The sequence below is a fragment of the Mycobacterium sp. ENV421 genome, from assembly GCF_002887815.1.
Lineage (GTDB): Bacteria > Actinomycetota > Actinomycetes > Mycobacteriales > Mycobacteriaceae > Mycobacterium.
In genome coordinates this window covers 204,846-228,295 of record NZ_PDHO01000003.1, presented here as the reverse complement: position 1 = coordinate 228,295, position 23,450 = coordinate 204,846, and the positions used below count along the sequence as shown (strand labels likewise).

Annotated in this window: 30 protein-coding genes; 7 read left to right on the top strand and 23 right to left on the bottom strand. The window is 66.6% G+C overall.

Annotated elements, in window-relative coordinates; translation table 11 throughout:
* Positions 1 to 19 precede the first annotated feature (19 nt).
* Genes CRM90_RS05385 through CRM90_RS05375 form a run of 3 tightly spaced genes read right to left on the bottom strand, consistent with a single transcriptional unit; the run spans position 20 to position 2,092 of the window.
* Entirely contained in the window at positions 20 to 712 is a 693-nt protein-coding gene (locus CRM90_RS05385; RefSeq protein ID WP_102805963.1) for a mycothiol-dependent nitroreductase Rv2466c family protein, read from the bottom strand.
* Positions 709 to 1,491 (bottom strand): maleylpyruvate isomerase family mycothiol-dependent enzyme, encoded by a 783-nt coding sequence (locus CRM90_RS05380; RefSeq protein WP_199189783.1) that lies wholly within the window; start codon positions 1,489 to 1,491, stop codon positions 709 to 711. Before CRM90_RS05380 ends, CRM90_RS05385 begins: the two co-directional genes overlap by 4 nt.
* Before the next feature lie 16 nt (positions 1,492 to 1,507).
* Positions 1,508 to 2,092: a M15 family metallopeptidase gene (locus CRM90_RS05375; RefSeq protein WP_102806126.1), complete on the bottom strand. Its 585-nt coding sequence runs from the start codon at positions 2,090 to 2,092 to the stop codon at positions 1,508 to 1,510.
* 177 nt (positions 2,093 to 2,269) lie between these two features.
* Here CRM90_RS05375 and CRM90_RS05370 point away from each other — a divergent pair, with 177 nt between their 5' ends.
* Entirely contained in the window at positions 2,270 to 3,091 is an 822-nt protein-coding gene (locus CRM90_RS05370; RefSeq protein WP_502693234.1) for a lytic transglycosylase domain-containing protein, read from the top strand.
* Between the two features lies 1 nt (position 3,092).
* Here CRM90_RS05370 and CRM90_RS30470 read toward each other — a convergent pair whose 3' ends face one another.
* Genes CRM90_RS30470 through CRM90_RS05360 form a run of 3 tightly spaced genes read right to left on the bottom strand, consistent with a single transcriptional unit; the run spans position 3,093 to position 3,737 of the window.
* Positions 3,093 to 3,245 (bottom strand): hypothetical protein, encoded by a 153-nt coding sequence (locus CRM90_RS30470; protein ID WP_158248987.1) that lies wholly within the window; start codon positions 3,243 to 3,245, stop codon positions 3,093 to 3,095.
* A 2-nt stretch (positions 3,246 to 3,247) separates the two neighbouring features.
* On the bottom strand, positions 3,248 to 3,421 hold the full coding sequence (locus tag CRM90_RS05365) for a CsbD family protein (protein WP_036342072.1): 174 nt from the start codon (positions 3,419 to 3,421) through the stop codon (positions 3,248 to 3,250).
* A gap of 40 nt (positions 3,422 to 3,461) precedes the next feature.
* Positions 3,462 to 3,737: a S24/S26 family peptidase gene (locus CRM90_RS05360; RefSeq protein ID WP_199189795.1), complete on the bottom strand. Its 276-nt coding sequence runs from the start codon at positions 3,735 to 3,737 to the stop codon at positions 3,462 to 3,464.
* A gap of 85 nt (positions 3,738 to 3,822) precedes the next feature.
* Between CRM90_RS05360 and sodN the strand changes: the two genes are divergently transcribed.
* Complete coding sequence (gene sodN, locus CRM90_RS05355) at positions 3,823 to 4,245, top strand: superoxide dismutase, Ni (protein ID WP_036342074.1); 423 nt, start codon at positions 3,823 to 3,825, stop codon at positions 4,243 to 4,245.
* 74 nt (positions 4,246 to 4,319) lie between these two features.
* Here the strand turns inward: sodN and CRM90_RS05350 are convergent, their stop codons facing one another.
* From CRM90_RS05350 to CRM90_RS05285, 14 genes are all read right to left on the bottom strand, one after another.
* Entirely contained in the window at positions 4,320 to 5,036 is a 717-nt protein-coding gene (locus CRM90_RS05350; protein ID WP_102805960.1) for an NUDIX hydrolase, read from the bottom strand.
* 101 nt (positions 5,037 to 5,137) lie between these two features.
* Complete coding sequence (locus tag CRM90_RS05345; protein ID WP_102805959.1) at positions 5,138 to 5,425, bottom strand: hypothetical protein; 288 nt, start codon at positions 5,423 to 5,425, stop codon at positions 5,138 to 5,140.
* A gap of 123 nt (positions 5,426 to 5,548) precedes the next feature.
* Entirely contained in the window at positions 5,549 to 6,367 is an 819-nt protein-coding gene (locus tag CRM90_RS05340; protein ID WP_102805958.1) for an SDR family NAD(P)-dependent oxidoreductase, read from the bottom strand.
* Positions 6,367 to 6,768, bottom strand: a complete 402-nt coding sequence (locus CRM90_RS05335) for a nuclear transport factor 2 family protein (RefSeq protein WP_102805957.1) — start codon at positions 6,766 to 6,768, stop codon at positions 6,367 to 6,369. The genes CRM90_RS05340 and CRM90_RS05335 overlap by 1 nt, the downstream gene beginning before the upstream one ends.
* 12 nt (positions 6,769 to 6,780) lie before the next feature.
* Positions 6,781 to 7,137, bottom strand: coding sequence for a VOC family protein (locus CRM90_RS05330; protein WP_102805956.1), 357 nt, complete (start codon positions 7,135 to 7,137; stop codon positions 6,781 to 6,783).
* Between the two features lie 26 nt (positions 7,138 to 7,163).
* Positions 7,164 to 8,054 (bottom strand): hypothetical protein, encoded by an 891-nt coding sequence (locus tag CRM90_RS05325; protein ID WP_102805955.1) that lies wholly within the window; start codon positions 8,052 to 8,054, stop codon positions 7,164 to 7,166.
* Between the two features lie 6 nt (positions 8,055 to 8,060).
* On the bottom strand, positions 8,061 to 8,489 hold the full coding sequence (locus tag CRM90_RS05320) for a cupin domain-containing protein (protein ID WP_102805954.1): 429 nt from the start codon (positions 8,487 to 8,489) through the stop codon (positions 8,061 to 8,063).
* 17 nt (positions 8,490 to 8,506) lie between these two features.
* Positions 8,507 to 9,229, bottom strand: a complete 723-nt coding sequence (locus CRM90_RS05315) for an SDR family NAD(P)-dependent oxidoreductase (RefSeq protein WP_102806124.1) — start codon at positions 9,227 to 9,229, stop codon at positions 8,507 to 8,509.
* 8 nt (positions 9,230 to 9,237) lie between these two features.
* Positions 9,238 to 9,828, bottom strand: coding sequence for a sigma-70 family RNA polymerase sigma factor (locus CRM90_RS05310; RefSeq protein WP_102805953.1), 591 nt, complete (start codon positions 9,826 to 9,828; stop codon positions 9,238 to 9,240).
* Positions 9,829 to 9,935: 107 nt separating this feature from the next.
* Positions 9,936 to 12,731, bottom strand: a complete 2,796-nt coding sequence (locus CRM90_RS05305) for a helix-turn-helix transcriptional regulator (protein WP_102806123.1) — start codon at positions 12,729 to 12,731, stop codon at positions 9,936 to 9,938.
* Positions 12,732 to 12,818: 87 nt separating this feature from the next.
* Positions 12,819 to 13,484 (bottom strand): nitroreductase, encoded by a 666-nt coding sequence (locus CRM90_RS05300; RefSeq protein ID WP_102805952.1) that lies wholly within the window; start codon positions 13,482 to 13,484, stop codon positions 12,819 to 12,821.
* A gap of 8 nt (positions 13,485 to 13,492) precedes the next feature.
* Complete coding sequence (locus CRM90_RS05295; protein ID WP_102805951.1) at positions 13,493 to 14,248, bottom strand: SDR family oxidoreductase; 756 nt, start codon at positions 14,246 to 14,248, stop codon at positions 13,493 to 13,495.
* 91 nt (positions 14,249 to 14,339) lie between these two features.
* Positions 14,340 to 15,164, bottom strand: coding sequence for a cutinase family protein (locus CRM90_RS05290; protein ID WP_102805950.1), 825 nt, complete (start codon positions 15,162 to 15,164; stop codon positions 14,340 to 14,342).
* Positions 15,165 to 15,219: 55 nt separating this feature from the next.
* On the bottom strand, positions 15,220 to 16,692 hold the full coding sequence (locus CRM90_RS05285) for an FAD-dependent monooxygenase (RefSeq protein WP_233209172.1): 1,473 nt from the start codon (positions 16,690 to 16,692) through the stop codon (positions 15,220 to 15,222).
* Between the two features lie 197 nt (positions 16,693 to 16,889).
* Between CRM90_RS05285 and CRM90_RS05280 the strand changes: the two genes are divergently transcribed.
* Both CRM90_RS05280 and CRM90_RS05275 read left to right on the top strand, forming a co-directional pair.
* Positions 16,890 to 17,324: a MarR family winged helix-turn-helix transcriptional regulator gene (locus tag CRM90_RS05280; protein ID WP_102805948.1), complete on the top strand. Its 435-nt coding sequence runs from the start codon at positions 16,890 to 16,892 to the stop codon at positions 17,322 to 17,324.
* A gap of 16 nt (positions 17,325 to 17,340) precedes the next feature.
* A complete protein-coding gene (locus CRM90_RS05275; RefSeq protein WP_102805947.1) occupies positions 17,341 to 18,198 on the top strand; it encodes an LLM class F420-dependent oxidoreductase in 858 nt (285 codons plus the stop codon).
* A gap of 11 nt (positions 18,199 to 18,209) precedes the next feature.
* Here the strand turns inward: CRM90_RS05275 and CRM90_RS05270 are convergent, their stop codons facing one another.
* On the bottom strand, positions 18,210 to 19,052 hold the full coding sequence (locus CRM90_RS05270) for an LLM class flavin-dependent oxidoreductase (protein WP_102805946.1): 843 nt from the start codon (positions 19,050 to 19,052) through the stop codon (positions 18,210 to 18,212).
* A gap of 144 nt (positions 19,053 to 19,196) precedes the next feature.
* Between CRM90_RS05270 and CRM90_RS05265 the strand changes: the two genes are divergently transcribed.
* The gene (locus CRM90_RS05265; protein WP_102805945.1) at positions 19,197 to 20,192 is read left to right on the top strand and encodes an Lrp/AsnC family transcriptional regulator; all 996 of its coding nucleotides are present in this window, start codon (positions 19,197 to 19,199) and stop codon (positions 20,190 to 20,192) included.
* Between the two features lie 48 nt (positions 20,193 to 20,240).
* Positions 20,241 to 21,122 carry a polysaccharide deacetylase family protein gene (locus tag CRM90_RS05260; protein ID WP_102805944.1) on the top strand — a complete coding sequence of 294 codons (882 nt, stop codon included), beginning with the start codon at positions 20,241 to 20,243 and terminating at the stop codon, positions 21,120 to 21,122.
* A gap of 19 nt (positions 21,123 to 21,141) precedes the next feature.
* Here the strand turns inward: CRM90_RS05260 and CRM90_RS05255 are convergent, their stop codons facing one another.
* Positions 21,142 to 21,762 (bottom strand): TenA family protein, encoded by a 621-nt coding sequence (locus CRM90_RS05255; protein ID WP_102805943.1) that lies wholly within the window; start codon positions 21,760 to 21,762, stop codon positions 21,142 to 21,144.
* Between the two features lie 22 nt (positions 21,763 to 21,784).
* Positions 21,785 to 22,417, bottom strand: a complete 633-nt coding sequence (locus CRM90_RS05250) for a TetR family transcriptional regulator (protein WP_233209171.1) — start codon at positions 22,415 to 22,417, stop codon at positions 21,785 to 21,787.
* Between the two features lie 163 nt (positions 22,418 to 22,580).
* Between CRM90_RS05250 and CRM90_RS05245 the strand changes: the two genes are divergently transcribed.
* Positions 22,581 to 23,450, top strand: a complete 870-nt coding sequence (locus CRM90_RS05245; RefSeq protein ID WP_102805942.1) for an amidohydrolase family protein — start codon at positions 22,581 to 22,583, stop codon at positions 23,448 to 23,450.

Here is a 23,450-nt window from a genome sequence, read left to right as displayed (position 1 = left end):
CTAACCGCGACGACGATCGCTAGTCTCCGAAGCCGACGACCTCACCACGGTTGATCGACACCCAGTCGCGGGCCTCGAGGTACGGGCGGAACGTCTCGGCGATCAGCTGCCCGTCGGCCGGGGTCTTGGGCCGCTGAAGTTCATAAAGGTGCGGGAATTCCGTCCACGCGACGACGGCGTCCCACAGTCGCACAGCTGCCTCCCCGGTCGGCGGGTCGATCAGGACCGGTCCGAACAGGCACTGACCGTCGGGGAAGAACAGCGTCGGCACACCGTAACCGTCGGCCGCCACGACGCGGTTGTGATCGGCCAGCACCTCATCGCCGGTGGTGGGATCGGCGATGGCCTGGTCGACCAGCGCCGGATCAAAACCGAGTTCGGCCAACAGGTGTCGGGCCACCGCCGGGTCGTGTGGTTTGTGACCGTCGACGTGCAGGGCCCGACCGGCACGCTGGTACCAGGCCTCGACGTCCGCCACCGACTGTCGGCGCAGGAGTGCCCCGATGCGCATCATCGACCAGCCGTAGGACCAGTCCCGTTCCCACGGGTGCTTCTTGCCCTCTTTGCGATTGATCTCCTCGAGGCTGAAGAATCGCCAGTTCACCACCAGTCCGGTCTGGTCCCGGACCTCGCGAATCCACCGCGACGTCTGGTATGCGTACGGGCACATCACGTCGAAGTGGAAGTCGACGGACTCGGGCCGCCCGGTCACATCGTGAACCGCAGGTTGCGGGCGGCCCGCTCGCCCAGCTCGGCGTCGCCACTCCAGGTCACCGCGCCGGTGTCGATCTGGGCCTGGGGGTCGATCCGGCCGGAGGCGAGCATGATGAACGTGGTCGAGTCCGTGGTCAGCACCGCGTCCGGATTGTCCAGGTGCGCAACCTGTTTGGCCCGCCCGTCGACCGCCACGTTGATCTCGCGAGCCACCGGACCGGTCAGCCGGAAGGAGATGGCGCTGCCGTCGGGCACTCCGACCTTCTTTCCCGCGATGTAGCCGATCGAGCTCTCTACCTCTCCCAGCGCGATCTCCGCGGCGATACCGTCGTCGTCGGTGGCACGTCCGAGCGGAATCGTGATGTCGCGCACGTGAACCCAGAAGTCGAAGACCCGGATCTCCAGGAAGCGACCGTAGGTTCCTCGCCCGGTGGGCATCCACGACGGCCGGTCGAGGTCGGCGGCGGTCAGCGCACTCAGGTCGCGCCTGCGCTCGGCGAAGACGGCGGTGACCTTCTCGGCCAGCGTCGCCGGATCGTCGGTCCCGGCCAGGAACTCCGCCGCCCGTTCGAACGGCGGCGGGGTGGCGTCGTCCTGCGGCAGCCAGCCGGCCATCACGGCTTCGATGCTGACCACATGCTGAATGACGTCGCGCACCACCCAGTCCGGACACAGCGACTGTGCCTTCCAGTCGGCGTCGCTCAGGTCGGCGCACAGGCCTTCGATCGCCGAGTAACAGGCCTCGAGTGCGGTGCGGATTTCATCCAGACTTCTCATCTGGATCAAATTACGCTCAACCTGCCGCGTTGGGCAGAAGCGGCGGACAGTTACCGACGGCATCGGTGGCCAGTTCGAAATGCCACACCTCGTTGGCGTAGATGCGGCACAGACCGAACCGCGCGCCGTTGGCCATCAACCACTGGTCGGCACCCACCCCGCCCACGTCGACGGCCTCACCCACCACATGTTTGGACGCCTCGGGGGTCTGCACGTATTCGCGGGCAGCCGCCAGGCTGCCGTACTGGGCGACCGCGCTGTCCAACAGGCGCTGCTGGAACTCTGGTGAGCGCCACCCTGACGTGATCGTCATCGTGATGCCCTCGGCCGACGCCGCGGAGGCAGCCTGCTGAATGGCGTCGAGCAGCCGCGGGTCCAGGCGGCCGACGGCCGGGTTTTGCACGTCGAACGGGGTCAGTACCTGGCCGTCGGCCAGTGAACCGTCACCCGCGGCGACGGCCGGCGGATCGACACTGACCGTGTTGTCGGCCAATGCGATTCGCGGTGACGGGTCCGCTACGCCGACGGCACTGAACAGCAGCGCCGCCGTCATGGCCGCACCCAGCGCCACGGCTGAGACGGATGTGGAATCTATCCGCATGATCCCCCCATCATCCCAGACCGAATCCTGGTGCTTCCCGTCGTCGTAGGACAGACTTCAGCGGTGCGCATCCGAGTCTCCCTCCTGGCGGTGACGGTCCTGCTGACCGCTCCTGCCTGCGCATCAGGCACTGTCCACCCCGTGAGCACGCCGGCCAGCCGTCCGCACACCTCGTCGGTGCCCGCAGCCGCGCTGGATTCCACGGCGGCGCCCGACGCGGCACCCGCCGGCGCGCAGCCCAGTCTGGCCTCAGATCCTGCTCACCTGGCCGACGACCTGGTCGCCGACGAACTGGCCATTCGCGATCCGTCGACGCCTCAGCCTGCGCTCGTAGCTGCCGCACGTCGTCAGCAGGTCGCGTACCGCAGCATCGGCCGCCACCCCGAATGGGACTCGATCATCCGGCCGCGGATCCCGCCGGCTTTGATCGATGCCTACGACCGCAACGTCGACGCTAGGCGCCAACTCGCTGCGATGGCTCACCCAAGGGACACCCTGCCGGCGTGGCGGATTCAGCCGCCGGCGCCGGCCGATGAGCTGCTTGGTTACTACCGCGAGGCAGAGGCGGCGACGGGGGTGGGCTGGACCTACCTGGCGGCGATCAATCTGATCGAAACCCGATTCGGCAGCATCGTGGGGCTGAGCACCGCCGGCGCGGACGGACCCATGCAGTTTCTGCCTTCCACGTTCGCGGCCCACGGCGAGGGCGGCGACATACGGTCACCGCACGACAGCATCATGGCCGCCGGCCGCTATCTGGCCGCCAACGGTTTCGGCGCGGACCCCGATCACGCCATTTACCGCTACAACCACGCCGATGAATATGTCTCGGCGGTCAAGGATTACGCCGAGATCCTGACCGATCCGGCGACGTTCGCGGGCTTCTACCGGTGGGATGTCTATTACGTCACCACCGAAGGCGACGTCGTTCTGCCGATCGGCTATTCAGCCGATGAGCCCATCCCGGTCGCCGAGTACCTGGCCACCCACCCGCAGTAGCTCAGGTCTCGTCGGCGACCTGGTGTCTATCGACCTTGCCGGGACCAGCCGGATCATCATTTTGATGATCCAGCTGGTCCTGCAGGATGCGCTGCTCTTCGCTCGCCTTGGTCGCGTCCACCGGTGTGGGCGGTGGCTGCTTACTGAGCTCCACGCTCAGCTCTTGAAAGCGTCTTTGACCTTCTCGCCGGCGTCCTTCAGGCTCGACTTGGCCTGATCGAGCTTGCCCTCGTTCTCGGTGCTCTTGTCGCCCGTGGCGGCACCGACGCCCTCTTTGGCCTTGCCCGCGACGTCGTCGACCTTATTGCTGATCTTGTCTGAAATACCCATGGGCGCCGTGTACCTCAATAGCGCGGAAACGAAACTCGACTCAGCTGTGTGCAGAGCGGACCGTCCACACCACCCGGTAGGAACCGGCGGCCGAAACCCAGCCGAATCGCCGGGAGTCCACGACCCCCGGCGCCTGCGGATTGTCGGAGCACGCTTCGAAGGTCGCGGCCCGGCCGCGCCCCCGCACCGACCCGACCCGCTTGATCAGCCACCGGGTCGGCAGGGTCGGATCGGGGAACACCCGAAGTTGTCCGGTACGGGGCGCCCCGGCGCGGACCGCCAACAGCCCGTCACCAGGGCGAAGGGTCGGCAACATCGACTCCTCCACCACCCGAAACCGGCGCAGCGGCCAGGAACCCAGCCCATGGTTCTCCCGCATGGTGAAAGGGTAAGTTAGGGCCATGCTGCAACGACTTTTCGCCAACGCCACCCCTGCCCATGCTCATTGCGACCTGTACTGCGGCGTCTACGACCCCGCCCAGGCCAAGATCGAGGCGCTGTCGTGCCTCAAGACCATCCAGAAGTACAACGACTCGGATGACGAGCACTTCCGGACCCGCGCGATCCTCATCAAGGAGCAGCGCGCTGAGGAGGTCAAGCATCACCTGATGGTGCTGTGGGCCGACTTCTTCACCAAGGAGCACTTCGAGCAGTTCCCGAACCTGCACCAGCTGTTCTGGGACGGCGTGCACGGTGCCGGTGACGTCAAGAAGTCGACCGACGCCGCCACGGCTGAGAAGCTGCTCGCGACCATCGATCAGATCTCGGACATCTTCTGGCAGACCGAGAAGGCCAAGGGCATGGGCGTCTACCCGCCTGCCTGACAATCGTCGTCGACGTACCGCGCGGTCATCACGGCCGCGCGGTACTTCCGTTTCAGGGCCTATTTTTCAGGGGCCTATTTCCAGGCGAACACGGGCTGCTCGAGGTCATCGACCGGGTCGTGTCGGCCCTCCAGGCACAGCCATCGAAGTTGAAGCAGCACAGCGCCTGTGGGCGCATGGATGAGGTCGTTGCCCAACGGCATCTGCACGACGGGGCGGGGGCTTTCCGGGATGGTGATGAACCGCGGCGAGTCCGGACGTTGCAGTTGATGCAGCCCGACCCGGTACACCGCGACCACCTCGTCGGGTGCCGGCCGCGGATCCAGCCGCCCGCCGCCCCAGATGACGACCGGGGTGATGATGTAGCCCGACCGGGTCGGATAGTCGTCGAGCACTCCGAGGACCGATGCGTGGGGAAGCGTGACGCCGACTTCCTCGTCGAGTTCACGCAACGCCGCGTCTATCGCGGTCTCTCCCGGGTCCAGTCTCCCGCCGGGGAGGGCCCACTGCGCGGCGTGTGAATTCAAGCGGGACGCCCTGCGGCACAACAGAAATGCCGCACCACCCGAGACTCCGACCATCCGGCCGTCCAAACCGGGCTCCATCGGCCGGCCGGCGATCCAGTCGTCGACAGGAGCGGGGTCCACCCGATCTTCACCAGTGTCGGAGTCGACGAGCACCACTGCGACAGCGGCGTGGCGCTTGGTGGGGTCGGCCACCGATCGGCGGTCGTGTCCGCTCAGGCGATCGCGGATCTGCGCCCGCAATGCGTCGTCGTAGGTGATCGTCACTGTTCGACCATAGAGCCGCGTCGTCAGCGCCTACACACAAGGACGCCGCGGGATGCCGTCGCCCAGGCGATCAGACGGCATCCCGCGGCGTCATGCGCGAATCAGTACGTGGGGATGAAGACCCCGTTGATCCATACGCCCCAGTGATTCCAGCCCTCGTCCCACACCTGCTTGTTGCCTGCGGCCCAGGTGGGGTCGACAGGCTTCGGCGGCGCCCAGGCCGGCGGGCTGCCCGCGTCGGGGCCGGCCGGCGGCAGCGCAGGCTGAACAGGGCCGGGCGGCGGGGTCCAGCCGGGGTCGGCGGCCGCGGTCGCGGCGCTCAATCCCAGTGCGCTTGCAGCCAATCCACCGGCCACAGCGGCTCCGGCGACAATCTCGATCAACTTCATGGCTTAGTGCTCCAATCGTGCGTCAATCGTGCGTGAGTAACGACCTGCCTGGTACCGGTATTAGCTATCCAGATCTGAGATCGATAAACATCTGACGCGTCAGACGGGGCAAAAAGCCGAGCGTCAGTCGGATCCCATCGCCGCGGCGATCGACTGTGCCATCAGCCGAGCCGCGTCGTTACGGTCCATCGACGCCAGCAACTGCCCGACACCGCGCATCTGGTCACCGACGAGCACGGTCGGCCCGTTGGTCAGGTTCGCGAACGCTTCGGCCACCACGTCGCCGACCGATACCGCATCGGTCGGCGTCTGGTCTTCCGAGGCCAGGGTGCCGCGTTGATGCTCGAGTTTGCGCAGCGCGGGAGTATCGGTCTTGCCGAGGATCAAACCGATCACGTCGACACCCTTGTCGTGTAGTTCACTCCACAGCGCTTCGGCGAACACCATGTCGAAGGCTTTGGTTGCGCCGTAGGCCACCATGTTTGGGCCGCCGACAAAGCCTGCACCTGAGCCGAACACAACGATTCCGCCTCGGCCCCGCTCGACCATCGGGGCCGCGTAGTGGTGACACAGCTGCATCGGCACCACGCAGTTGCGCTGCACCATGTTCTCGGCAGCCTCGATCGAATTGCTCAGGAACGGCGTGAAATCGGGGTCAGCGCCCGCGCAGTACACCAAGAAGCCGATGTCGAGATCCGCCATCGCCTCGGTCACCGCGGCCGATGCACCCGCCGCTGCGAGATCGATTGCCAGCGTCCTGGTTTCGACACCGTGACGGCTGCGAATGTCCGCGGCGACCTCGTCGAGCACCGCCTGCCGCCGAGCCAGCAGCACCACGTTGAGCCCGCGCGCGGCCAGCTCCTCGGCGAAGGCCGCACCCACACCGTCGGAGGCTCCCGCGACCAGCGCCCAGGGTCCGTACTTCTCCGAGAAGTCACTCATCAGTACACCACCTGCACCGTGGTGAACGTGCGCCGCGCGATGCGCCAGCCGGCATCGGTACGCACGATCTCGTCGTCGTAGAAGCCGCGGGCGTTCACCCCGGAGTTGTTGTCGGCAGCCATGATCCAGGCATCGACATAACACCGGGTCACCGCGCTGTCACCCTGCACGTCGATCACGATGTTGCTGATGCGATGCATGAGATACCCCGCGGCGGCGTGCGCGACATCCATGAAATCGGTGACCTCATCGACGCCGTTCCACACCCCGATCTCGCCGTAATCCAGGTGGCAGTCGGGGGTGAACACCGTCCGAAACAGGTCCCAGTCACGCCGATCGATACCGCTGGCGTAGCGGATCAGCAGATCTGAAATATCCTGCCGGTCCTGAAGTTCGGTCACGCGATGTCTCCGTTACTTGCGCGCGAGCGGGCTGTAGAAGACCAGGCCGTTCCCTTTGTTGTCATAGACGACGGCTCGACGCTCATGCGCGTCGTCGTACGGGCCCTTGACGATTCCCCCACCACTGGCTTCGACAGCCTTCGCCGCCGCGTCGACGTCGGCCGTCTTGATGCCGACCACGACCTGCCCGGGAATCGGGTGGTCGATCTCGGTCGCCAGCGCCAGGGTGACCGGCCCGCCGTCGAGCGCCGCGAAATGGGTGCCGTCGCGGAACTTCACTGCCATACCGAGGGTGTCGCTGTAGAACCTGATCGATTCATCCAAGTCGTCGGTCGACAGGATGATCATCTTGACTTCGTGTTCGCTCACGGGCGCCTCCTGTGTGTGAAGCGCATTCAGAGTACGACAGCACCGTGCGCTTCGGGGGAAACATCGGCACCGGTTGGGACAACCGGATGCAGCCAGGCCGCGACGTTGCGCACGTAGTCCTTGAACACCATCAGGCGAGCCGGATCGGCCAGAATCTGCCCACCGGGTGGCTCACTGACGAACGACGGCGCCCCGCAACCCAAATCCCAGTTGTAGTCGGCGAAGTGGTGGAACGTCGATTCGGCGAGCGCCCGCCCCATCGGCAACCCGTCCAAAGTCTCACCATCGATTGCGACGGCGAGGTTGAACCGATGGCCACTGGCGCTGCTTCGCCCCTCCGCAACGACGGTTGCGCAGGGAACGCTCGCCGAGACCGCGCCCTCGTGCGGGTGCGCGGGGAACCATTCGATGCGGCCGCTGGTGGTCTGTGCAGTGCGCAGCAGCGGATGCACCGGGTCCGTGGCCAGCACCGGCTGGTAGTCGCCGTTGGCGCCGGAATGGAAGTTGGGCCAGGAGATGGTCGGGGTGTCCTGGTCGTCGCAGAGGTGGCGTTGGTCGACCGTCTTGTCCTGGAACTCGTTGACCAGTCCCAAGGACCCGAGCCGGGCCAGGCAGCACCCGAGGTCCTGATGGTCACGAGCGGTGAGCACCCCGCCGCCGCCGCGGCGGAACCTGGTGATGGCGTCGGCTTCGGCATCGGTCAGGCCGTCGCCGATGTCGACGGCCATCAGCCACACCTGGTCGAACCCCAGGTCGTCGAGAACACCGAGCACCGGATCGTCGCCGTGGTGTGCGCGATCGCGGGCGACCACGTCGTGTCCGGCGGTGCGCAATTCGTCGGCAAGCAGTGTGAACCGGTTGATGTCCCAGTCATCCGGCTGGGCCGTGATGGTGGTCTGAAGAAGAATGCGAGACAAGGTGATTCAGTCCTCTCCGGCAGACGGTTGGGCGGCTACCCGCAGGTGTCTGCGGGCGGTCAGTTCGCTGTCGTCGACGAGCTCGAGCATCGGCCGGCCCGGGACACACACCATTGTCACGACGAACCGGCTCTTGACGTCGTCTCGGTTGTTGGCGTCCGAGTAGTGGATGACGTCTCCGCCGGGCTCCCAGAAGGCTTCGCCCGCGCGGATGACACGTGGCGGCTGGCCTTCGAGTTCAAAAAGCATCTCGCCTTCCAGCATGTAGCCGAACGCCGGGCCGCTCGGATGGCGGTGCGGTGGGGCTCCGGCACTGCCCGGCGGGTATTCGATGACGACGGTCATCACATCGGCGGCCTCCGGAATGAAGGGCGGGTGCACGTCCTGAACGACGGTCAGTGCGTTCTCCCATTGCGGGTCATGCTTTTTCGTCATGTCCGTTCTCCTTGATGTCAGACGGCTGTTCCGCCGCCGTCGGCGTGCAGGGTCGATCCGGTGATGAAGCTCGCCCGCGGAGAGGCGAGGAAAAGCACCGCGTGGGCGATCTCCTCGGGGGCGGCGGTGCGTCCGAGGGGCAGCGCCCGGCCGAGTTCGTCGTTGGTGTCGCCCCATTGCGCCGCGACGCCTTCGGTTTTGGTGGGCCCCGGCGCAACGCTGTTGACCCGGACGCCATAGGGGCCGAACTCGGCCGCCCACGATCGCGTCAACGCTTCGACCGCGGCCTTCGACGCGCCATACGTCGATGCGCCGCCGACACCTTTGGACGCGACCATCGACGTGACGTTCACGATGCTGCCCCGACGTCGCCGCAACATGCCCGGGACCAGGCCGGCGGTCAGGAAGTAGGTGCCGCGCACATTGGTGTCGAACGTCGTCTCGAAGGCCGTGAGGTCCTGATCGACGGTGAGCGCTCCGGGAAAGCTGGCCGCATTGTTGACCAGGATGTCCACCTCTCCCACCCGGGCGACCAATGCCTGTACCGCATCGGCATCGGAGAGGTCTGCGGCCACGAAGCTCGCCTGGCCGGAGATCTGGCCGACCGCGGCCGCGCCGCGCCGATGGTCTCGCCCCGTGATGATCACCGTGGCACCGGCGTCGGCCAACTGCCGGGCGCACGCCAGCCCGATCCCGGCGGTGCCACCGGTGACCAGCGCCGTCTGCCCGGTCAGTTCCATCTCCGTGGTCACGCGATCTGAGCCGTCGGCGCGTACGCGCTGTCGGCGAGCGCCACCCGAAGGCGCTGCCTGCCGCGGGAGGCCCGCGACATCACCGTGCCGCGCGGAATGTTGAGGATCACGGCGGTCTCGGCGTAGGTGTGGCCCTGAATCTCGGCGTAGAACAGCACCGTGCGGAAGTCCTCCGGCAAGGTGTCCATCGCAGAGCGGAGGTCGCCGTCGGGCAGCCGGGTGAGCGCCTCGGCCTCGGCCGAGCGGGAGGCGGTGGATGACCGGGCAGCGCTGTCAGCAAGGTCGCCCTCGGTGACGTCGTCCACCGGTACCTCCGACGGCCGGCGCTGCTTGGCGCGGAAGCCGCTCACCCAGCGGTTGTAGAGAATCCGGAACAGCCACGCCTTGAAGTCGGTGCCGTCGCGAAACGTGTGGTAGCCCATGAATGCGTGCAGGAGGGTGTCCTGCACCAGGTCCTCGGCGTCGGCGATGGTCTTGGTCAATCCCCTGGCCCGGCGCAGCAGAGCATCGAACAGGGGTTGCGCGTCGCGGGCGAACCGCTCGGCGGCCCCGGAGTCGGTTGGCCGGGGAACAGACGTGACGGTCATGAGCGGTCTCCTGGGTGCGAGTTGCGGATGACCTCAGCCTCGCCGCCGTGCCGTCCACGCGAACCCTTGAAACCCCGTAGTCCGTAGTCGTCGGTCCGTGGTCGGGTCTAACTCGCCCAGGACATCGCCCGCAGTTGCCTGCGTGAGGTGATGCCGAGCTTGGCGAAGACCTTTCGCAGATGCCATTCGACGGTGTGCGTGCTGATGAACAGCTGCGCACCGATCTCCTGGTTCGTCAGGCCTTCGCCGGCCAGTCGCGCGATCTGCGCCTCTTGCGCCGTGAGTTCCCCGCCCGCGCTCGGCTGGTGCGCACGCACCTTCTCGCCGGTGGCCGCCAGTTCCCGGCGAGCGCGCTCGGCAAAGGCGCCTGCACCCATCCGAACGAACATCTCGTGGGCCTCGGTCAAGTGTCGCCGGGCGTCGGCTCGGCGTAGCACCCGTCGCAGCCACTCCCCGTACGCGAGGTGCGCGCGGGCCCGGTGCACGGCGATCGTGGTGCGCCCCAGCCGCTCGATGGCTTCGGTGAAGAGCGCATCGGCGTCGGCGTCGTCGGCGAGCATCGCCTGAGCCGCGGCCAATGCGCCCAGGCCCCAGTCGGTTCCGCTGGCTCCGGCGCGATCGGCGAGATCGTGGATCGCCGCGGTCGCGGTGTCCCGCTCGCCGCTGCGTGCCGCCGCTTCGACCAGTTCGTACAGACACCAGCTGTAGAACCCGATGTCCTCGTATTCGCACACGGTCCGGGCGGCGGCCAGCGCCTCGTCGTAGCGGCCCAGCCCGTTGTAGAGCACCGCCGCGGCGTATCCGGTCAGACCGAGCACCCGGCCCTCGCCGCGGCTGGTTCCGTCCGCTTCGGTGGCCTTGATCAACCGTTCGGCTTCGGCCGCGTCGCCCCGCCAGGCGGTGAGCATCAAGGCGTGATATTTGACCGCCGCATAGTGGTCGGTGGCCGACGTGATCGCGTTGGCTTCTTCGACAAGGGTTGCTGCCGTGCGAAATTCGCCGGCGACCAGGTGGACGCCGGCCTGGTACACCAGCGCGCGCGGCAGGATGGCCAGGGCGCCGGCGTTGCGCGCGGCACGCACAGCTGCGGCGGACAGCTGGTGCACGGTGGCCTGGTCCCACAATTCGTGGGCCGACGACTCCTGCAGGATCGGGAACGCCGGCACCATCCACCGCAGGACGTTGCGGTCATCCGCCGCGGCCTGAATACACATGTGATCCAAGCCGATTCGCATCGACTCGGTACCGGCGCCGACCCCCTGGGTGATGCGCCCGGCGATCCCCTTGAGCAAGAAGTCCACCGAGCGAGACAGTTCGGTCTCACGGTCCAGTGCCGCCAGGGCCGCCCGCGCAGCATTGGTCAGCGCCCCCGGCTCACCGAGGCGGCCGGCGTACATCAGCGCCGCGATCGCTTCGAGGTAGCTCTCTCGAGATGCGTGGTCATCGAGGTGTTCGAGTGCCTGAGCGGCGTCCAGAAGTGCCTGCGCGGTATCGCGCACGGACGGCGCTCCGGATTCGCCGGCTCGGCTGCGGACAAAGTCCATCTGGGCGCGCAGGCGCGCCACCTGAGCCCGTTGCAGCTCTGACAAGGGTCCCCGCTCCGCGAGGTCGAGCAGGTCGCGAGCGGCGGCCGGCGCCGCGGCGTCTCGCTTGGCCTGCGCGGCGGCCAACGCCCGCGCGCCGCGCAGCTGCGGATCGGCTGTCAAGATCGCGGAGCGCTCGAGAAACGCTGCCGCCGCAGCCATCCCACCGCGGCTCTGGGCCCTGGCCGCCGAGTTCTCCAGCTCCTCGGCCACCTCGTCGTCGGGGCCTGCCGCAGCGTTGGCGGCATGCCATGCGCGCCGATCGGGATCGGCGTCGGGGTCGGTGGCGTCGGCCAGAGCGCGGTGGATGGCTCTGCGGTCGGCCAGATCGGCGGCGCGGTACGCCGCGGACCGCAGCAGCGGGTGCCGGAACCGCATCCGCGGACCGAACTCGATGACGCCGGCGGCTTCGGCAGGCGCCAGCGCGTCGATGGGGATGCCCAGCGCGGCGGCGGCCCGCAGGAACAATGCGGCATCACCGACGGGCTCGGCCGCTGCCACCAGCAGCAGCCGCCGGGTCGGCGCGGGAAGCCCTTGAATTCGCTGCACATAACTGGTCTCGATAGCCCCCGGTGCCGTCGCCGAGGCCGACAGCCAAAAGCCGCCGGCGAGCTCGGTGGCCGAGGCGTTGCGTGGAACCTCAAGCAGCGCAAGAGGGTTACCCCTGGTCTCAGCGACGATACGATCACGTACCGGCGGATCGATACCGCCGAGCATCACCGAATCCAGTAGCTCACGCGCATCGCCGTCGGTCAGGCCGCGGACGACCAATTCGGGCAGCCCCGTCAGCGGCTGAGCACCGTCGTCGCGCACGGCGAACACCAACGCGATCGGCTCGGCCAGCAGGCGGCGCGCCACGAAGCCCAACGTCTGTACCGTCACCTGGTCGAGCCATTGCGCGTCGTCGACGATGCACAGCAGGGGCCGACGCTGAGCGGCTGCCGCCATCAGGCTCAGGATCGCCAAACCCACCAGAAACCGGTCGGGCGGCTCACCCACTCCGCGACCGAAGGCGACGTCGAGCGCCGAACGTTGCGGATCCGGCAGCTCACCGAGATGCTCCATCAGCGGGGCGCACAGTTGCTGCAGTCCGGCGTAGGCGAGTTCCATGTCCGACTGAACGCCGGCGACGTTCAGCACCCGTAACGCCGATGCCTGCTCCGAGAGGTACCCGAGCAACGCTGTCTTGCCGACGCCGGCCTCGCCGCGCAGCACCAGCACCTGCGAATCGCCACCGGCGATGGTCGAGATCACCGAGCGCAGCACTTGGCACTCGGCGGCACGACCATGCAAGTGCGCTGGCCGCCCGTCGCTCGAGATAGGCACCACCGTCTGCCCCTAGCGGACCTCACCGGAATTTCCGGTCCTGATCGTAACCGGGGGTGGTGGACACCGCGGTGGGCGGACCTATTCGGGCAGGAACGTGACGGTCTCGTCAAGAGGGGCCCGACCGGTACGTGAGTAGCTGAACGAGATGTCTTCGTAGCCAACGGACATGCCGCAGAACAGCATCAGCTCATCGGGCGGGGACACCACATCGGCAACGGTCCGGCGAACCTGCGACCACGCCATCTGCGGGCAACTGTGCAGCCCTTCGGCACGAAGCAGCAGCATGACGGTCTGCAGATACATGCCGAGGTCCGCCCACTGCGGCAGGCCGAGATGCCGATCGATGTAGCAGAACAGCGCGACCGGCGCGCCGAAGCAATCCCAGTTCGCGACGGCCGCCCGCTGTCGGGCTTCCCAGTCCTCGCGAGCGATGCCCAGGGCGGCGTACCGCTGCCGACCGAAGTCGGAGCGGCGCTCCCGGTAGGGCGACGCCATCTCAGCGGGATACATTTCGAATTCCCGGTCATCCCAGGCTTCACCTGCAACGACACGCTCGACGGCGATCTTCTTCAGCTCGGCCAGCGGCGCACCTGTCACGACATAGACGTGCCACGGCTGGATGTTCGACCCCGAGGGTGACCACGACGCCGCTGCCAGCACCCGCTGCAGGATCTCGGGCGTGACGTGCCGATCGGTGAACCCGCGGACGGCTCGTCTGCTCCGCACCGCTTCGTATACGTCCACGTCTCGGCCTAGGACTTCGCGGCCGATTCGAGAAGCCAGTCCTCGAATCGGGTGTCGAAGAGTGTGGCGCCCGGGCCGGGGACCAACGTGCGCTCGTCGATGTCGACGCCCCAGTACGACGCGGCCGGATCGGCGACGACGGTGCGGCTGTCACCACGGGAAATCAGCGCGGTGCGGATGAGGTCGGGAAGCAAAACCATGTCGGGGCCGCCGATCTCGGCGATGCCGTTGACCGGTTCCCCGACGGCGGCGATTGCAACGCCCTCGGCGACATCGAGGGCCGCCATCGGCTGGAAGTACTTCGGCGGCAGCACCACGGTGTCGCCGTCGGTCGCGGCGTCGGCGAGCGTGTTGATGAACTCGAAGAACTGCGTCGCGTGCACGATCGAAAACGGAATCGGGCCTTCACTGATCAGCTTCTCCTGGAGGAGCTTGCCCTGGAAATAGCCGCTCTGCGCGGCCAGGTCCTCGGTGCCCACCACCGACAGCGCGACGTGGTGCCGGACACCGGCGTTCTGCCCGGCGGTCAGCAGGTTCGTGGTTGCGGTGCGGAAGAACTCGATTGCCGAGTCGTCCAGTGCCGGCGAATTGGACACGTCGATCACGACGGCGGCCCCCGCCATCACTTCGGCCAAACCCTCACCCGTGAAGGTGTTCACGCCGGTCGAGGGAGCCGCTGCGACAGCCTCGTGGCCGCGGGCGGTCAGATTCTGCACCACTTTCGAGCCCACCAGGCCGGTGCCACCGATTACGACGAGTTTCATGATGATCCCTTCTGGCTTTCGGGAGCAGGACAGCTCCCTGACGGCCAGAACGGATGACTTCTGGAAAAGTCATCCCGGCGACGGAACCGGGTCAGGAGGTGTGGGCGGACAGCTCCACCGGCGAGGCGGTCTCCGTCGCCGTCACCACGGTGTAGAGCGGCGTGACCCACGCGTGGGGGCCGCTCGGCGCCGGCGAGTACGAGGTGTGAATGGCGATCGCCGCATCGGAGATCTTCCCGGTGTCGGGGTTGTAGTCGCAGACCGGATCACCGACATCGCACACGCTGATGGTTCGGGTGCCGATCGCCGGTGGCAACTCAGAGGTGTTGGTCGACGCCAGGAACGAGTGGTCCTGCGCGACGCCCTCGCCGTGGCCCATCGCGACGGCCGTCGACCCCAGTTTGATGGTGGTGTCGACCGGCAGCCGGTCGCCGTCGGCGATCAACAGCGCCGCGGCCAGATGCGGATCGTCGGCAAGGTCGTACAAGTTGCGGTGGACGATCATGGCGCCCTGTGAGTAGCCCGCCAGAACCACCTTGCTGTCCGGGCAACGCTCGGTGAACGCCTTGTACTGCTTTGCGGTCGCGTCGGTGCCGTCACCGACGCTGCCGAGGAAGCCAAGCCAGCCACTGATGCCGCCCTCCAGTGGCACCGCAGCCGCGGGGTATTGGACCGCCTCGGCGTCGATGGTCCGGCCGTCCGCGGCGAGCTGCGATTTGAGCTGCTGATAGGACTGGTACACCACGGAGCCCATCCCGCCGTTGGCGGTCAGGTTGGCACTGTCGCGCTGACCGGAACCGGCGGCGCCGATCCAGTGGTAGTCGGCGCACCCTGGTGCCGCCGACGCGGTTGCAGCCGTCAGCCCGGCCAGTGCGATACCCGCGGCCAGCACGGCCCTTCCCAGGCGCCCAATCACAATGCTTTCCCTCCACGGTCTGTCGCATGTTGATCGCCGCATGGGCTGCCTGCCGTTACACCGAAGGACCAAACCAGCTGGTCAACGCCTCAGTCAGGCCCTCCGACGAACTCTCACCGACCCATGCGACGTGCCCGTCCGGGCGGATCAGCACTCGTGTGGGCGCGGCCACTTCGCCGAGCGCCGGAAGCTTCCATGCGCCTCGGTACTGCGCTGTGACCAGGCTGACTCGATCCGCCCACCCCGCAAGATCGATCCCGCCCGGGTCATCGAAGTCCAGCAGTACCGGCCGGGCGGCGTGCAGCAGTTCGAATACGCGCGTCGGCCCGGTGGCCGTATGAATGTCGAGGTCGGGCATCCGCCGGCCCAGCAGAGGATGCCCCGCCCCGAGGTCGTAGCGGATGTCCAGACCCGACATGCGCGCGGCGAATGCCTTGCGCGCCTCGTCTATGCCGAGCATCTCGGAGATGTTGTCGTGCAAGGCTTTTGTACGATCGTCGGTGCGTAGCAATGCCATTTGCGCCATCGTGGTCTGCAGGACGCGCGCACCCACCGGGTGCCGCTCGGCATGGTATGTGTCGAGCAGCGTGTCCGGTGCGGTTCCGTTGACCACCTGGGCAAGCTTCCACCCCAGGTTGACGGCATCCTGCAGACCGGTGTTGAGACCCTGGCCGCCGATCGGGTGATGGACGTGGGCGGCGTCACCGGCGAGCAGGATCCGGCCGTCGCGGTAGGTGGCCGCCTGCCGTGCCGCGTCGGTGAATCGGGCGATCGAGGTGGGGCTGTGGATTCCGAAGTCGGTGCCGTAGACCGCGGTGAGTGCCGCGCTCAGATCGGCGAGCGTGGGTTCTGTTGCCGGCCCGACGGTTCGCTCGGTCACCATCACCCGAACCGGTTCAGCGTCGTTCTGCCGGTCCAGCCCGTGGGTACCGAGGGCGTCGCGGTGGATGCCCCATGTCGGTTCGTCGCGGACCTCGACCTGAGCGATCAGATAGCTCGTCACCGGATCCCAGCCGGGAAAGTCGATGCCGGCCACCTTGCGAACCAGGCTGCGACCGCCGTCGCATCCGAGGAGGTATTCGGCGCGAAGGCCGCCGCCATCGGAGAGTTCGACCTCGACTCCGGCCTCTCCCTGGGTGAAGCCCGTCACCTCCGCCCCGCGACGGATCGGCACGCCCAGTTCGCCGACCCATTCGGCCAGGAGCCGTTCGATCTCGTTCTGCCACAACGCCAATCCGTAGGGATGGGGGGTGGGAAAGTCGCTGATGTCGAGCCCGATCTGCGCGAACCCGGCGACTTGAACAGCCTGCCCGGCCGCCAGGAACCGGTCTGCGATGCCGCGCTGGTCCAGCAGTTCGATCGTGCGGCAGTGCAGCCCGCCGGCCCGCTGGCCGGTGACCTGCTGGCTGGTGCGGCGTTCGACGATCGCGACGTCCACCCCGGCCAGCGCCAGCTCACCGGCAAGCATCAGCCCGGTCGGTCCTCCCCCGGCGATCACCACGGTGTGGTCGTAGTCAGATCCACGCATTCGCATGCCCCCTGTGCAGTCAGTTTCTTTCGAAGGCAGCGATTTTGCGGCACGCGGGGGGTCTTGCCGCAAGCCCCCCGGTGCGCTATATGTTGGAAGTGGCGGGGCACGTCTCCCCGCCAATCCATCAAATTCAGCGAGGCCACCACCTCGTCCGGAAATTAGACAGTTTTGACTGTACAGTTTAGGCTGTCTATATGGGAAAGGTCGATGAGTCCTCGATTCGGGCCGCACGAGAACTTCGCGTCGTGTTCAGCAGGCTGCGCAGGCGGTTACGAGCGGTTGCCGCCGACGATGACCTGACCCCCTCGCAGACGGCCGTCCTTCTGCGCCTGTTCAAGGACGGCCCTAGTTCGACCAGCCAACTCGCAGGTGCAGAGCGAGTTCGCCCTCAATCAATGGCTGCCACTGTGGCAGGCCTGGACCGGCACGGCCTGATCGACCGCACCCCGGATCCTGACGACGGTCGCCGGCAGTTGATCGGTCTGACCAACGTCGGCCGTCGCCGCGCCGAAAGCGACCGGAAGGTACGCGAGGAGTGGTTGGTGCGAGCCATGCAGGACCGATACACCGAGGACGAGCGCCAGGTGATCAATGACGCGCTGACATTGCTCGGACGACTAGATGAATGAAAGGTGGCTCACCACTATGAAATTGGGCGTTCACTACATTGACTTCCTGCCCGGCGCCGCCGAGCGACTGGGTCCGACCATGGCGGGTACGGCCAAGGCTGCCGAGGACGCCGGCGTGGAGATGTTCACCCTCGCCGACCACTTCCTTCAGATGGAACCGCTGGCCCGGGCTGACAACCCATTCTTGGAGGGCTACACCTCGATGGGTTACCTGGCCGGTCTGACCGACCGAATCACGTTGACCATGTTGGTCACCGGCGTCACCTATCGCCATCCCGGTGTGCTGGCCAAGACGATGACGACGCTGGACGTGCTGGCCGGCGGCCGCACGATGCTCGGTCTGGGCGCCGCCTGGTACGAGCGGGAGCATCACGCCCTCGGTATCCCGTACCCCTCCGTCCGCGAGCGATTCGACATGCTCGAGGAAACCCTGCAGATCTGTCTACAGATGTGGAGCGATGATGACGGGCCGTATGACGGGCGGCATTACCATCTCGCCGAAACCCTTTGCGAGCCTCAGCCGATTCGTCGGCCCCCGATCCTTCTGGGCGGCTCCGGTGAAAAGAAGACACTGCGACTGGTGGCCCAGTACGCCGACGTATGGAATAGCACGTCATCCCTCGATGAGATGCCGCACAAGCTGGACGTCTTGCGCCGCCACTGCGACACCGTCGGTCGTGACTTCGACGAAATCCGGCTCACAGCAGCTTATTCGGACGACCCGTTCAATGACATCGACGAGTACCTGCGCACTCTGGACGCCTACGCGCAGCTCGGCTTCGACTTGATCAACACCGGACCGATGCCGGGCAACCCCGATCCGCAGGGTTGGGTGAAGCGGTTGGGCGATGAAGTGATACCGCGACTCGGCTGAGGATGCTGCGGCTACAGCAGCGCGTCGGCAAGCAGGTCGACCTGGTCGATCGTCGCGACCGCAGGGTGGAAGAGCAACCGGTCGAAACCGAGGTCGCGGTAAGCATGCACCGCGGCACGCGCATCGTCGGCGGAGTGAATCATGTCGTCCACGTTGAGTTTTGCGAACTCCGGCCTGAAGCCGTAATAGCGGGCCAGGTGGTCTCGTCCTCGCCGCACTACGTCGCCCTCGCCGAGCGCGAAGTTCACCGAAGCATGAATCTCGGGAGCTCCCGCTCGGCCCGCCGCCTGCCACCCCGCACGAATCCGCTCGGCGAAGGCCGACTGCGCGTCGAAGTCGCGCAGCGCCCCGGCAACCCAGCCGTCGCCGACGGTGGTGGCCCTGCGGATCGTGGCCTCCGACCGTCCGCCGAAGAGCAGTGGAATCTGCACTGGCGCAGGGCATAACCCTGCATCGGCACTCCAACCGTGTCGCATCATGACCAGCTGTTCGTCGAGGATGCGGCCCCGTCTGGCGAAGTCCACGTCCACCGCGTCGTAGTCGTCGGCCCGCGATCCGACGCCGATGCCGACCGTGAGACGGGAACCCGCACACGCCGCCAGGCTGCCGAGCTGTTTGGCGAGCACGGGTGCCGAATAGAGCGGCGCCAGAAGAACATTCGTTACCAGCCCGAGCGTGCTCGTCGCACCCGCCGCCACCGACAGCGCGATAACCGAGTCCAGGCTCGGGTACAACAGCCGGTCGATGGTCGTCAGGGACTCGAACCCGCGCTCCTCGGCGCGGCGGGCCCACGAACCGATCACCGCACCGTTCACACCTGCGACATGGTTTGGCAGACCGATACCGATTCTCATGACATCCTCCGATTCCGTCGGCCGAGGCCGCGTCGCTCGACTGCAGTCAGTCCAGTCTCGGATCGTGAGGTCAGATCAACCACATCAGCGCGCCGATGCGGTGGATATCGGCATATGAGTCGACTCTTACGTACCGTTATCGGCATGACATCCCCGCTAGACGGCAAGATTCTGCATGCGCTCCAGCTGTCCCCGCGCGTGTCGTTTCGGCGGATCGGTGACGTGCTCGGCGTTCCCGAACAGACCGTCGCACGCCGCTACCGCGCCATGCTGCGCGACGGTGCGATCCGGGTGGTCGGCCTGGTGAACCCGCAGGTGTATGGCGAGTGTCAGTGGGTCGTCCGGCTGCGAACCAGGCCCGACACGCTGCTCAGCGTGGCCGAGGCGCTCACCCAGCGACCGGAAGTCACCCACGCCAACGTGTTGTCCGGATCCACCGAGCTGGTGTGCATCGTTCGCGCACCGCTGGCCGAGAACAGCGACGGGATCCTGCACCGCCTGCCGCGCACCTCGGCGGTGTTGAGCATGACGGTCGATCTGGTGCTGCACGTCTTCGGCGACTCCTCAGGTGCGGTGTGGACCGGCTACGGCCACACCCTGACCGCCGCGCAGGTGAAAGCGTTGGCCGACGTGCAAGCCGAGCGGTCCGACGCCGCGGTCCCGCCGGTGAGCGACGATCGTCCCCTGCTGGAAGCGCTGGCACGTGATGGGCGAATCCCGCACGCGCAGTTGGCCGAGTTGACCGGCTGGTCGCCGGCCCGAGTCAAGCGACGCATCGCGGCGATGGAAACGGCGGGCACCCTGACCTATGACGTCGACGTGCTCACCGAGCGGCTGGGCTTTGGAGTCCATGCCCTGATCTGGATGGCGATAGCACCCCGCGATCTGACGGGTGCCGCCGAACAGCTTCTCGCACATGCCGAGATCGCCTCGGTGATCGCCGTGAGCGGACCCCATAACCTGCTGGCGGTCGTGATCACCCGCGATGTCGATCACCTACACCGGTACATCATCGAGCGGCTGGCGACTGTGCGTCATGTACAGGGCTACGACGTCAGCGTACGAACGCAGCGGCTCAAGCAAGCCGGCTCGCTGATCTCGCACGGTCGGCTGCTGAGCATGCGGCCGGCTCGGAGATAGGCCATCATCTACGAACATGACTCGGCAGCATCGTCGGTGGACCCGCATATGAGCGCGACACCGGCCGAACCTGTGGCCTGGCCCGCGGGTAAGCGGGCCGCGGCATGCTTCACCTTCGACGTCGATGCCGAATCAGCCGTACTGAACATCGATGCGGCGCATGCCGATCGGATGTCGGTGATGTCGCACCAGGCCTACGGGCCGCTCGTCGGCGTGCCCCGGCTCCTGGCGCTGCTGGCGCGACACGATGTCCGCTCGACGTTCTTCGTCCCCGGCTACACCGCGGTCCGCTATCCCGATGTGGTACGTGCGATCGTCGACGGCGGCCACGAGGTCGCGCACCATGGCTATCTGCACGAGGTCCTCACCGGCATGACCCCCGAGCAGGAGGGGGTGATCTTGGACCGCGGCACCGAGGTGCTGGCCGCGCTCACCGGCGAAGCTCCGGTCGGCTTCCGGGCTCCGATGTGGGAATTGAACTGGCACTCACCGCAATTGCTGGCCGAGCGGGGCTTCCTCTACGACACCAGCCTGATGGACGCCGACCATCCGTACGAACTGCGGGTGGGCGCCACCGGCAGCAGCAGCCTCGTCGAAATCCCGGTGCAGTGGGCGCTCGACGACTGGGAGCAGTACTGCTACCTGCCGGAGATCTCCGGCAGCGGACTGATCGAGAGCCCCCACAAAGCCGCCGAGATCTGGCGGCTGGAGTTCGAGGGTCTGCGCGCAGTCGGGGGCTGCTTCGTGCTGACCAACCATCCCTTCCTGTCGGGTCGGCCGTCGCGAGCGGCCGCGCTGGAGGAACTGGTCGAGCACGTGGTGTCGTGCGCGGATGTCTGGGTGGCACCCCTGCGGGACATCGCGCTGCACGTACGTGGCCTGGGCCTGTCACCCCGCTCGGTCGAACGGCCTGATCCCGCGGACTTCTGACCGCCGTCGCGGCGACCGGTCAGGTGTCGGTGTTGTTGGCCGCTTCGAAGAATGCCAGTTCCAGCTGCATCGCGCGCCGGTACGCGTCGCGCACATCCGGAGTGTCCGGCGACTGCTCGTCGAGCAGGTTCTCCAGCTGGCGGGCGATCCCCTCGAATTCCGGTGCGGCATATGTCTGTACCCACTGCGCGTACGGGCCGGCCGAGTCGGCATCCAGCGACTGGCCGACCCACGCGTACAACCGCATACACGGGGTCATCGCGGCATAGACGACCTCTGGCGGTCGCGTGGCCGCGGTCGCGAGGAGGAACTCGGTGTACGCGCTGGTTGCCGCCAGCGGTTCGACGCCGGCCATGTCGATGTCCCACGAGCCGGCATAGGACGCGTGCAGTCCCAGTTCCTCGCGAACCCCGGCGATCAAATCGGCCAGAACCAGCAGGGTAGAGGTGTCCGGACTGCGGACCAAGGCCAATGCATATGCGCGGGCGAAGGATTCGAGGAAGAACGCGTCTTGAGCGATGTATGCGGCGAAGCGCCTACGCGGCAGCGAGCCGTCTGCGATACCGCGAACAAACGGATGCGCCAGGATATCGGCGGCCAGATCGGAATTGTGCGACCACAACTCAGCAGACAACGACATATCGCTCCAGCCTAGCCGCGAACTAGGCGTGCTGCGCCTCGGCGAGCAGCACCCGAGCCACCCACTCCACGTGATTGAGCGATTCGTCCAATGTCAGTCGCCCGGCCCGCAGGCCGGCGAGTGCGGCGCTCAGCGCGGCGTTGAGGCCGAAACTCACCTGCGGGATCAACTCCGCCGCGACGCCGGCCAGCAGGCGGTTGTACAACTCGACATTGGTGCGCTCCATCTGATCGATCGACGAACGCACTTCGGGATCGGTCGATGTCATCATCTGCAGCATCAGGGCGGTCATGGCCGGGTTGCGATTGAACGCCCGCTGGGCACGGCGCAGGTAGTCCAGAACAGCGGGCAGCGGGTCACTGTCGGCGGGGCCGCCGCCCGACAGCATGCGGCGGGTCAACCGCTTCTGCCAATCCGCCAGCGCAGCGGCCAGCAGGTTCTCTTTGGAGCTGAAGTATCGGTACAGGGTGGCCAGGGCGACTCCCGCGCGCTGAGCCACATCCCGCATCTGGACCGCATCGGCGCCGACCTCACCGATCAGATCGATCACCTCTTCGATGATCTTCGCGCGGCGGGCGAGCTGACCGCTGGTCATATCCGACATCGGGATGATCCGGCCCGTCGGCGACATCAGATCGGGAGCGGGCGTGTTCACGATGCCACCTCCGATCAGCGCAGAACGGTCTTCTGTGATGCTACGACAGGTTAGCCGAGAATGGGGACTTAACACCAGGTGGCGGCTTGACACAAAGTAGAACCGTGTTTCACTATGGTGGTCGCGGCGGCACCCCGCCGGTCTCTTGGGATGGGAGGACGCCATGGCCGGACCGGTCGGTCTGCCGGTGATCGACACGATGATCGGATTCCCGCACGAGGGGACCGCTCAATACGACTTCATTCGCAAGCAGACCAAGGATCGCGAATCCAAAGAGGACTTCGACTTCCCGGTCGAGTACATGTTCAAAGACGTGCCCAAGGGCCTGCCCACCGACGACCCGGTATCACTACTGCTTCAGCAGATGGACCGGTTCGGCATCGAGAAGTCGATGATCGGCGTGAGCGAGGGCTCCGCGGCCGAGCTCGCGCTGAAGATGTTCCCCGATCGATTCATTCCCTCCGGCGCGATCGCCGACCCCAACGACGTGATGGGTTCGGTGCAGGCGATCCGCCGCGACTACGAGACCTACGGCATCCGCGCGACGTCGGTTTTCCCGTCGGGCACCTTCCCGCAGGTTCCCATCGACGATCCGAAGATGTATCCGATCTACGCCACCTGCGTCGAACTCGGCATCCCCATCTTCGTCTGCGCCGGCGTTCCCGGCCCGCGAATTCCGATGGCACCGCAGGAGGTTTCGCGCATCGACATCGTGATGTTCGACTTCCCCGACCTGGTCTTCGTCACCCGCCACGGCTGCGAGCCGTGGCAGGACCTCGCCGTCAAGCTGATGCTCAAGTGGCCCAATCTGTATTACTCGACATCGGCGTTCGCACCGAAGTACTACCCCAAGGAGATCATCGACTACGCGAACACCCGCGGCGCCGACAAGGTCATCTACGCGGGCTATTTCCCGATGGGTCTGTCGCTGGAACGGATCTTCAGTGATCTGCCCAACGTGCCGTTCAAGGATGAGGTGTGGCCGAAGTTCCTGTACGGCAATGCCGCCCGGATTCTAGGACTGGAGAACTAA

Excerpts from the sequence above, each read along its gene's own strand:
- CRM90_RS05380 (WP_199189783.1), bottom strand. The coding sequence starts at position 1,491 with ATGAGAAGTCTGGATGAAATCCGCACCGCACTCGAGGCCTGTTACTCG.
- CRM90_RS05375 (WP_102806126.1), bottom strand. The coding sequence starts at position 2,092 with ATGCGGATAGATTCCACATCCGTCTCAGCCGTGGCGCTGGGTGCGGCC.
- CRM90_RS05365 (WP_036342072.1), bottom strand. The coding sequence starts at position 3,421 with ATGGGTATTTCAGACAAGATCAGCAATAAGGTCGACGACGTCGCGGGC.
- CRM90_RS05360 (WP_199189795.1), bottom strand. The coding sequence starts at position 3,737 with ATGTTGCCGACCCTTCGCCCTGGTGACGGGCTGTTGGCGGTCCGCGCC.
- sodN (WP_036342074.1), top strand. The coding sequence starts at position 3,823 with ATGCTGCAACGACTTTTCGCCAACGCCACCCCTGCCCATGCTCATTGC.
- CRM90_RS05345 (WP_102805959.1), bottom strand. The coding sequence starts at position 5,425 with ATGAAGTTGATCGAGATTGTCGCCGGAGCCGCTGTGGCCGGTGGATTG.
- CRM90_RS05340 (WP_102805958.1), bottom strand. The coding sequence starts at position 6,367 with ATGAGTGACTTCTCGGAGAAGTACGGACCCTGGGCGCTGGTCGCGGGA.
- CRM90_RS05320 (WP_102805954.1), bottom strand. The coding sequence starts at position 8,489 with ATGACGAAAAAGCATGACCCGCAATGGGAGAACGCACTGACCGTCGTT.
- CRM90_RS05315 (WP_102806124.1), bottom strand. The coding sequence starts at position 9,229 with ATGGAACTGACCGGGCAGACGGCGCTGGTCACCGGTGGCACCGCCGGG.
- CRM90_RS05310 (WP_102805953.1), bottom strand. The coding sequence starts at position 9,828 with ATGACCGTCACGTCTGTTCCCCGGCCAACCGACTCCGGGGCCGCCGAG.
- CRM90_RS05295 (WP_102805951.1), bottom strand. The coding sequence starts at position 14,248 with ATGAAACTCGTCGTAATCGGTGGCACCGGCCTGGTGGGCTCGAAAGTG.
- CRM90_RS05285 (WP_233209172.1), bottom strand. The coding sequence starts at position 16,692 with ATGCGTGGATCTGACTACGACCACACCGTGGTGATCGCCGGGGGAGGA.
- CRM90_RS05280 (WP_102805948.1), top strand. The coding sequence starts at position 16,890 with ATGGGAAAGGTCGATGAGTCCTCGATTCGGGCCGCACGAGAACTTCGC.
- CRM90_RS05275 (WP_102805947.1), top strand. The coding sequence starts at position 17,341 with ATGAAATTGGGCGTTCACTACATTGACTTCCTGCCCGGCGCCGCCGAG.
- CRM90_RS05270 (WP_102805946.1), bottom strand. The coding sequence starts at position 19,052 with ATGAGAATCGGTATCGGTCTGCCAAACCATGTCGCAGGTGTGAACGGT.
- CRM90_RS05265 (WP_102805945.1), top strand. The coding sequence starts at position 19,197 with ATGACATCCCCGCTAGACGGCAAGATTCTGCATGCGCTCCAGCTGTCC.
- CRM90_RS05260 (WP_102805944.1), top strand. The coding sequence starts at position 20,241 with ATGAGCGCGACACCGGCCGAACCTGTGGCCTGGCCCGCGGGTAAGCGG.
- CRM90_RS05255 (WP_102805943.1), bottom strand. The coding sequence starts at position 21,762 with ATGTCGTTGTCTGCTGAGTTGTGGTCGCACAATTCCGATCTGGCCGCC.
- CRM90_RS05245 (WP_102805942.1), top strand. The coding sequence starts at position 22,581 with ATGGCCGGACCGGTCGGTCTGCCGGTGATCGACACGATGATCGGATTC.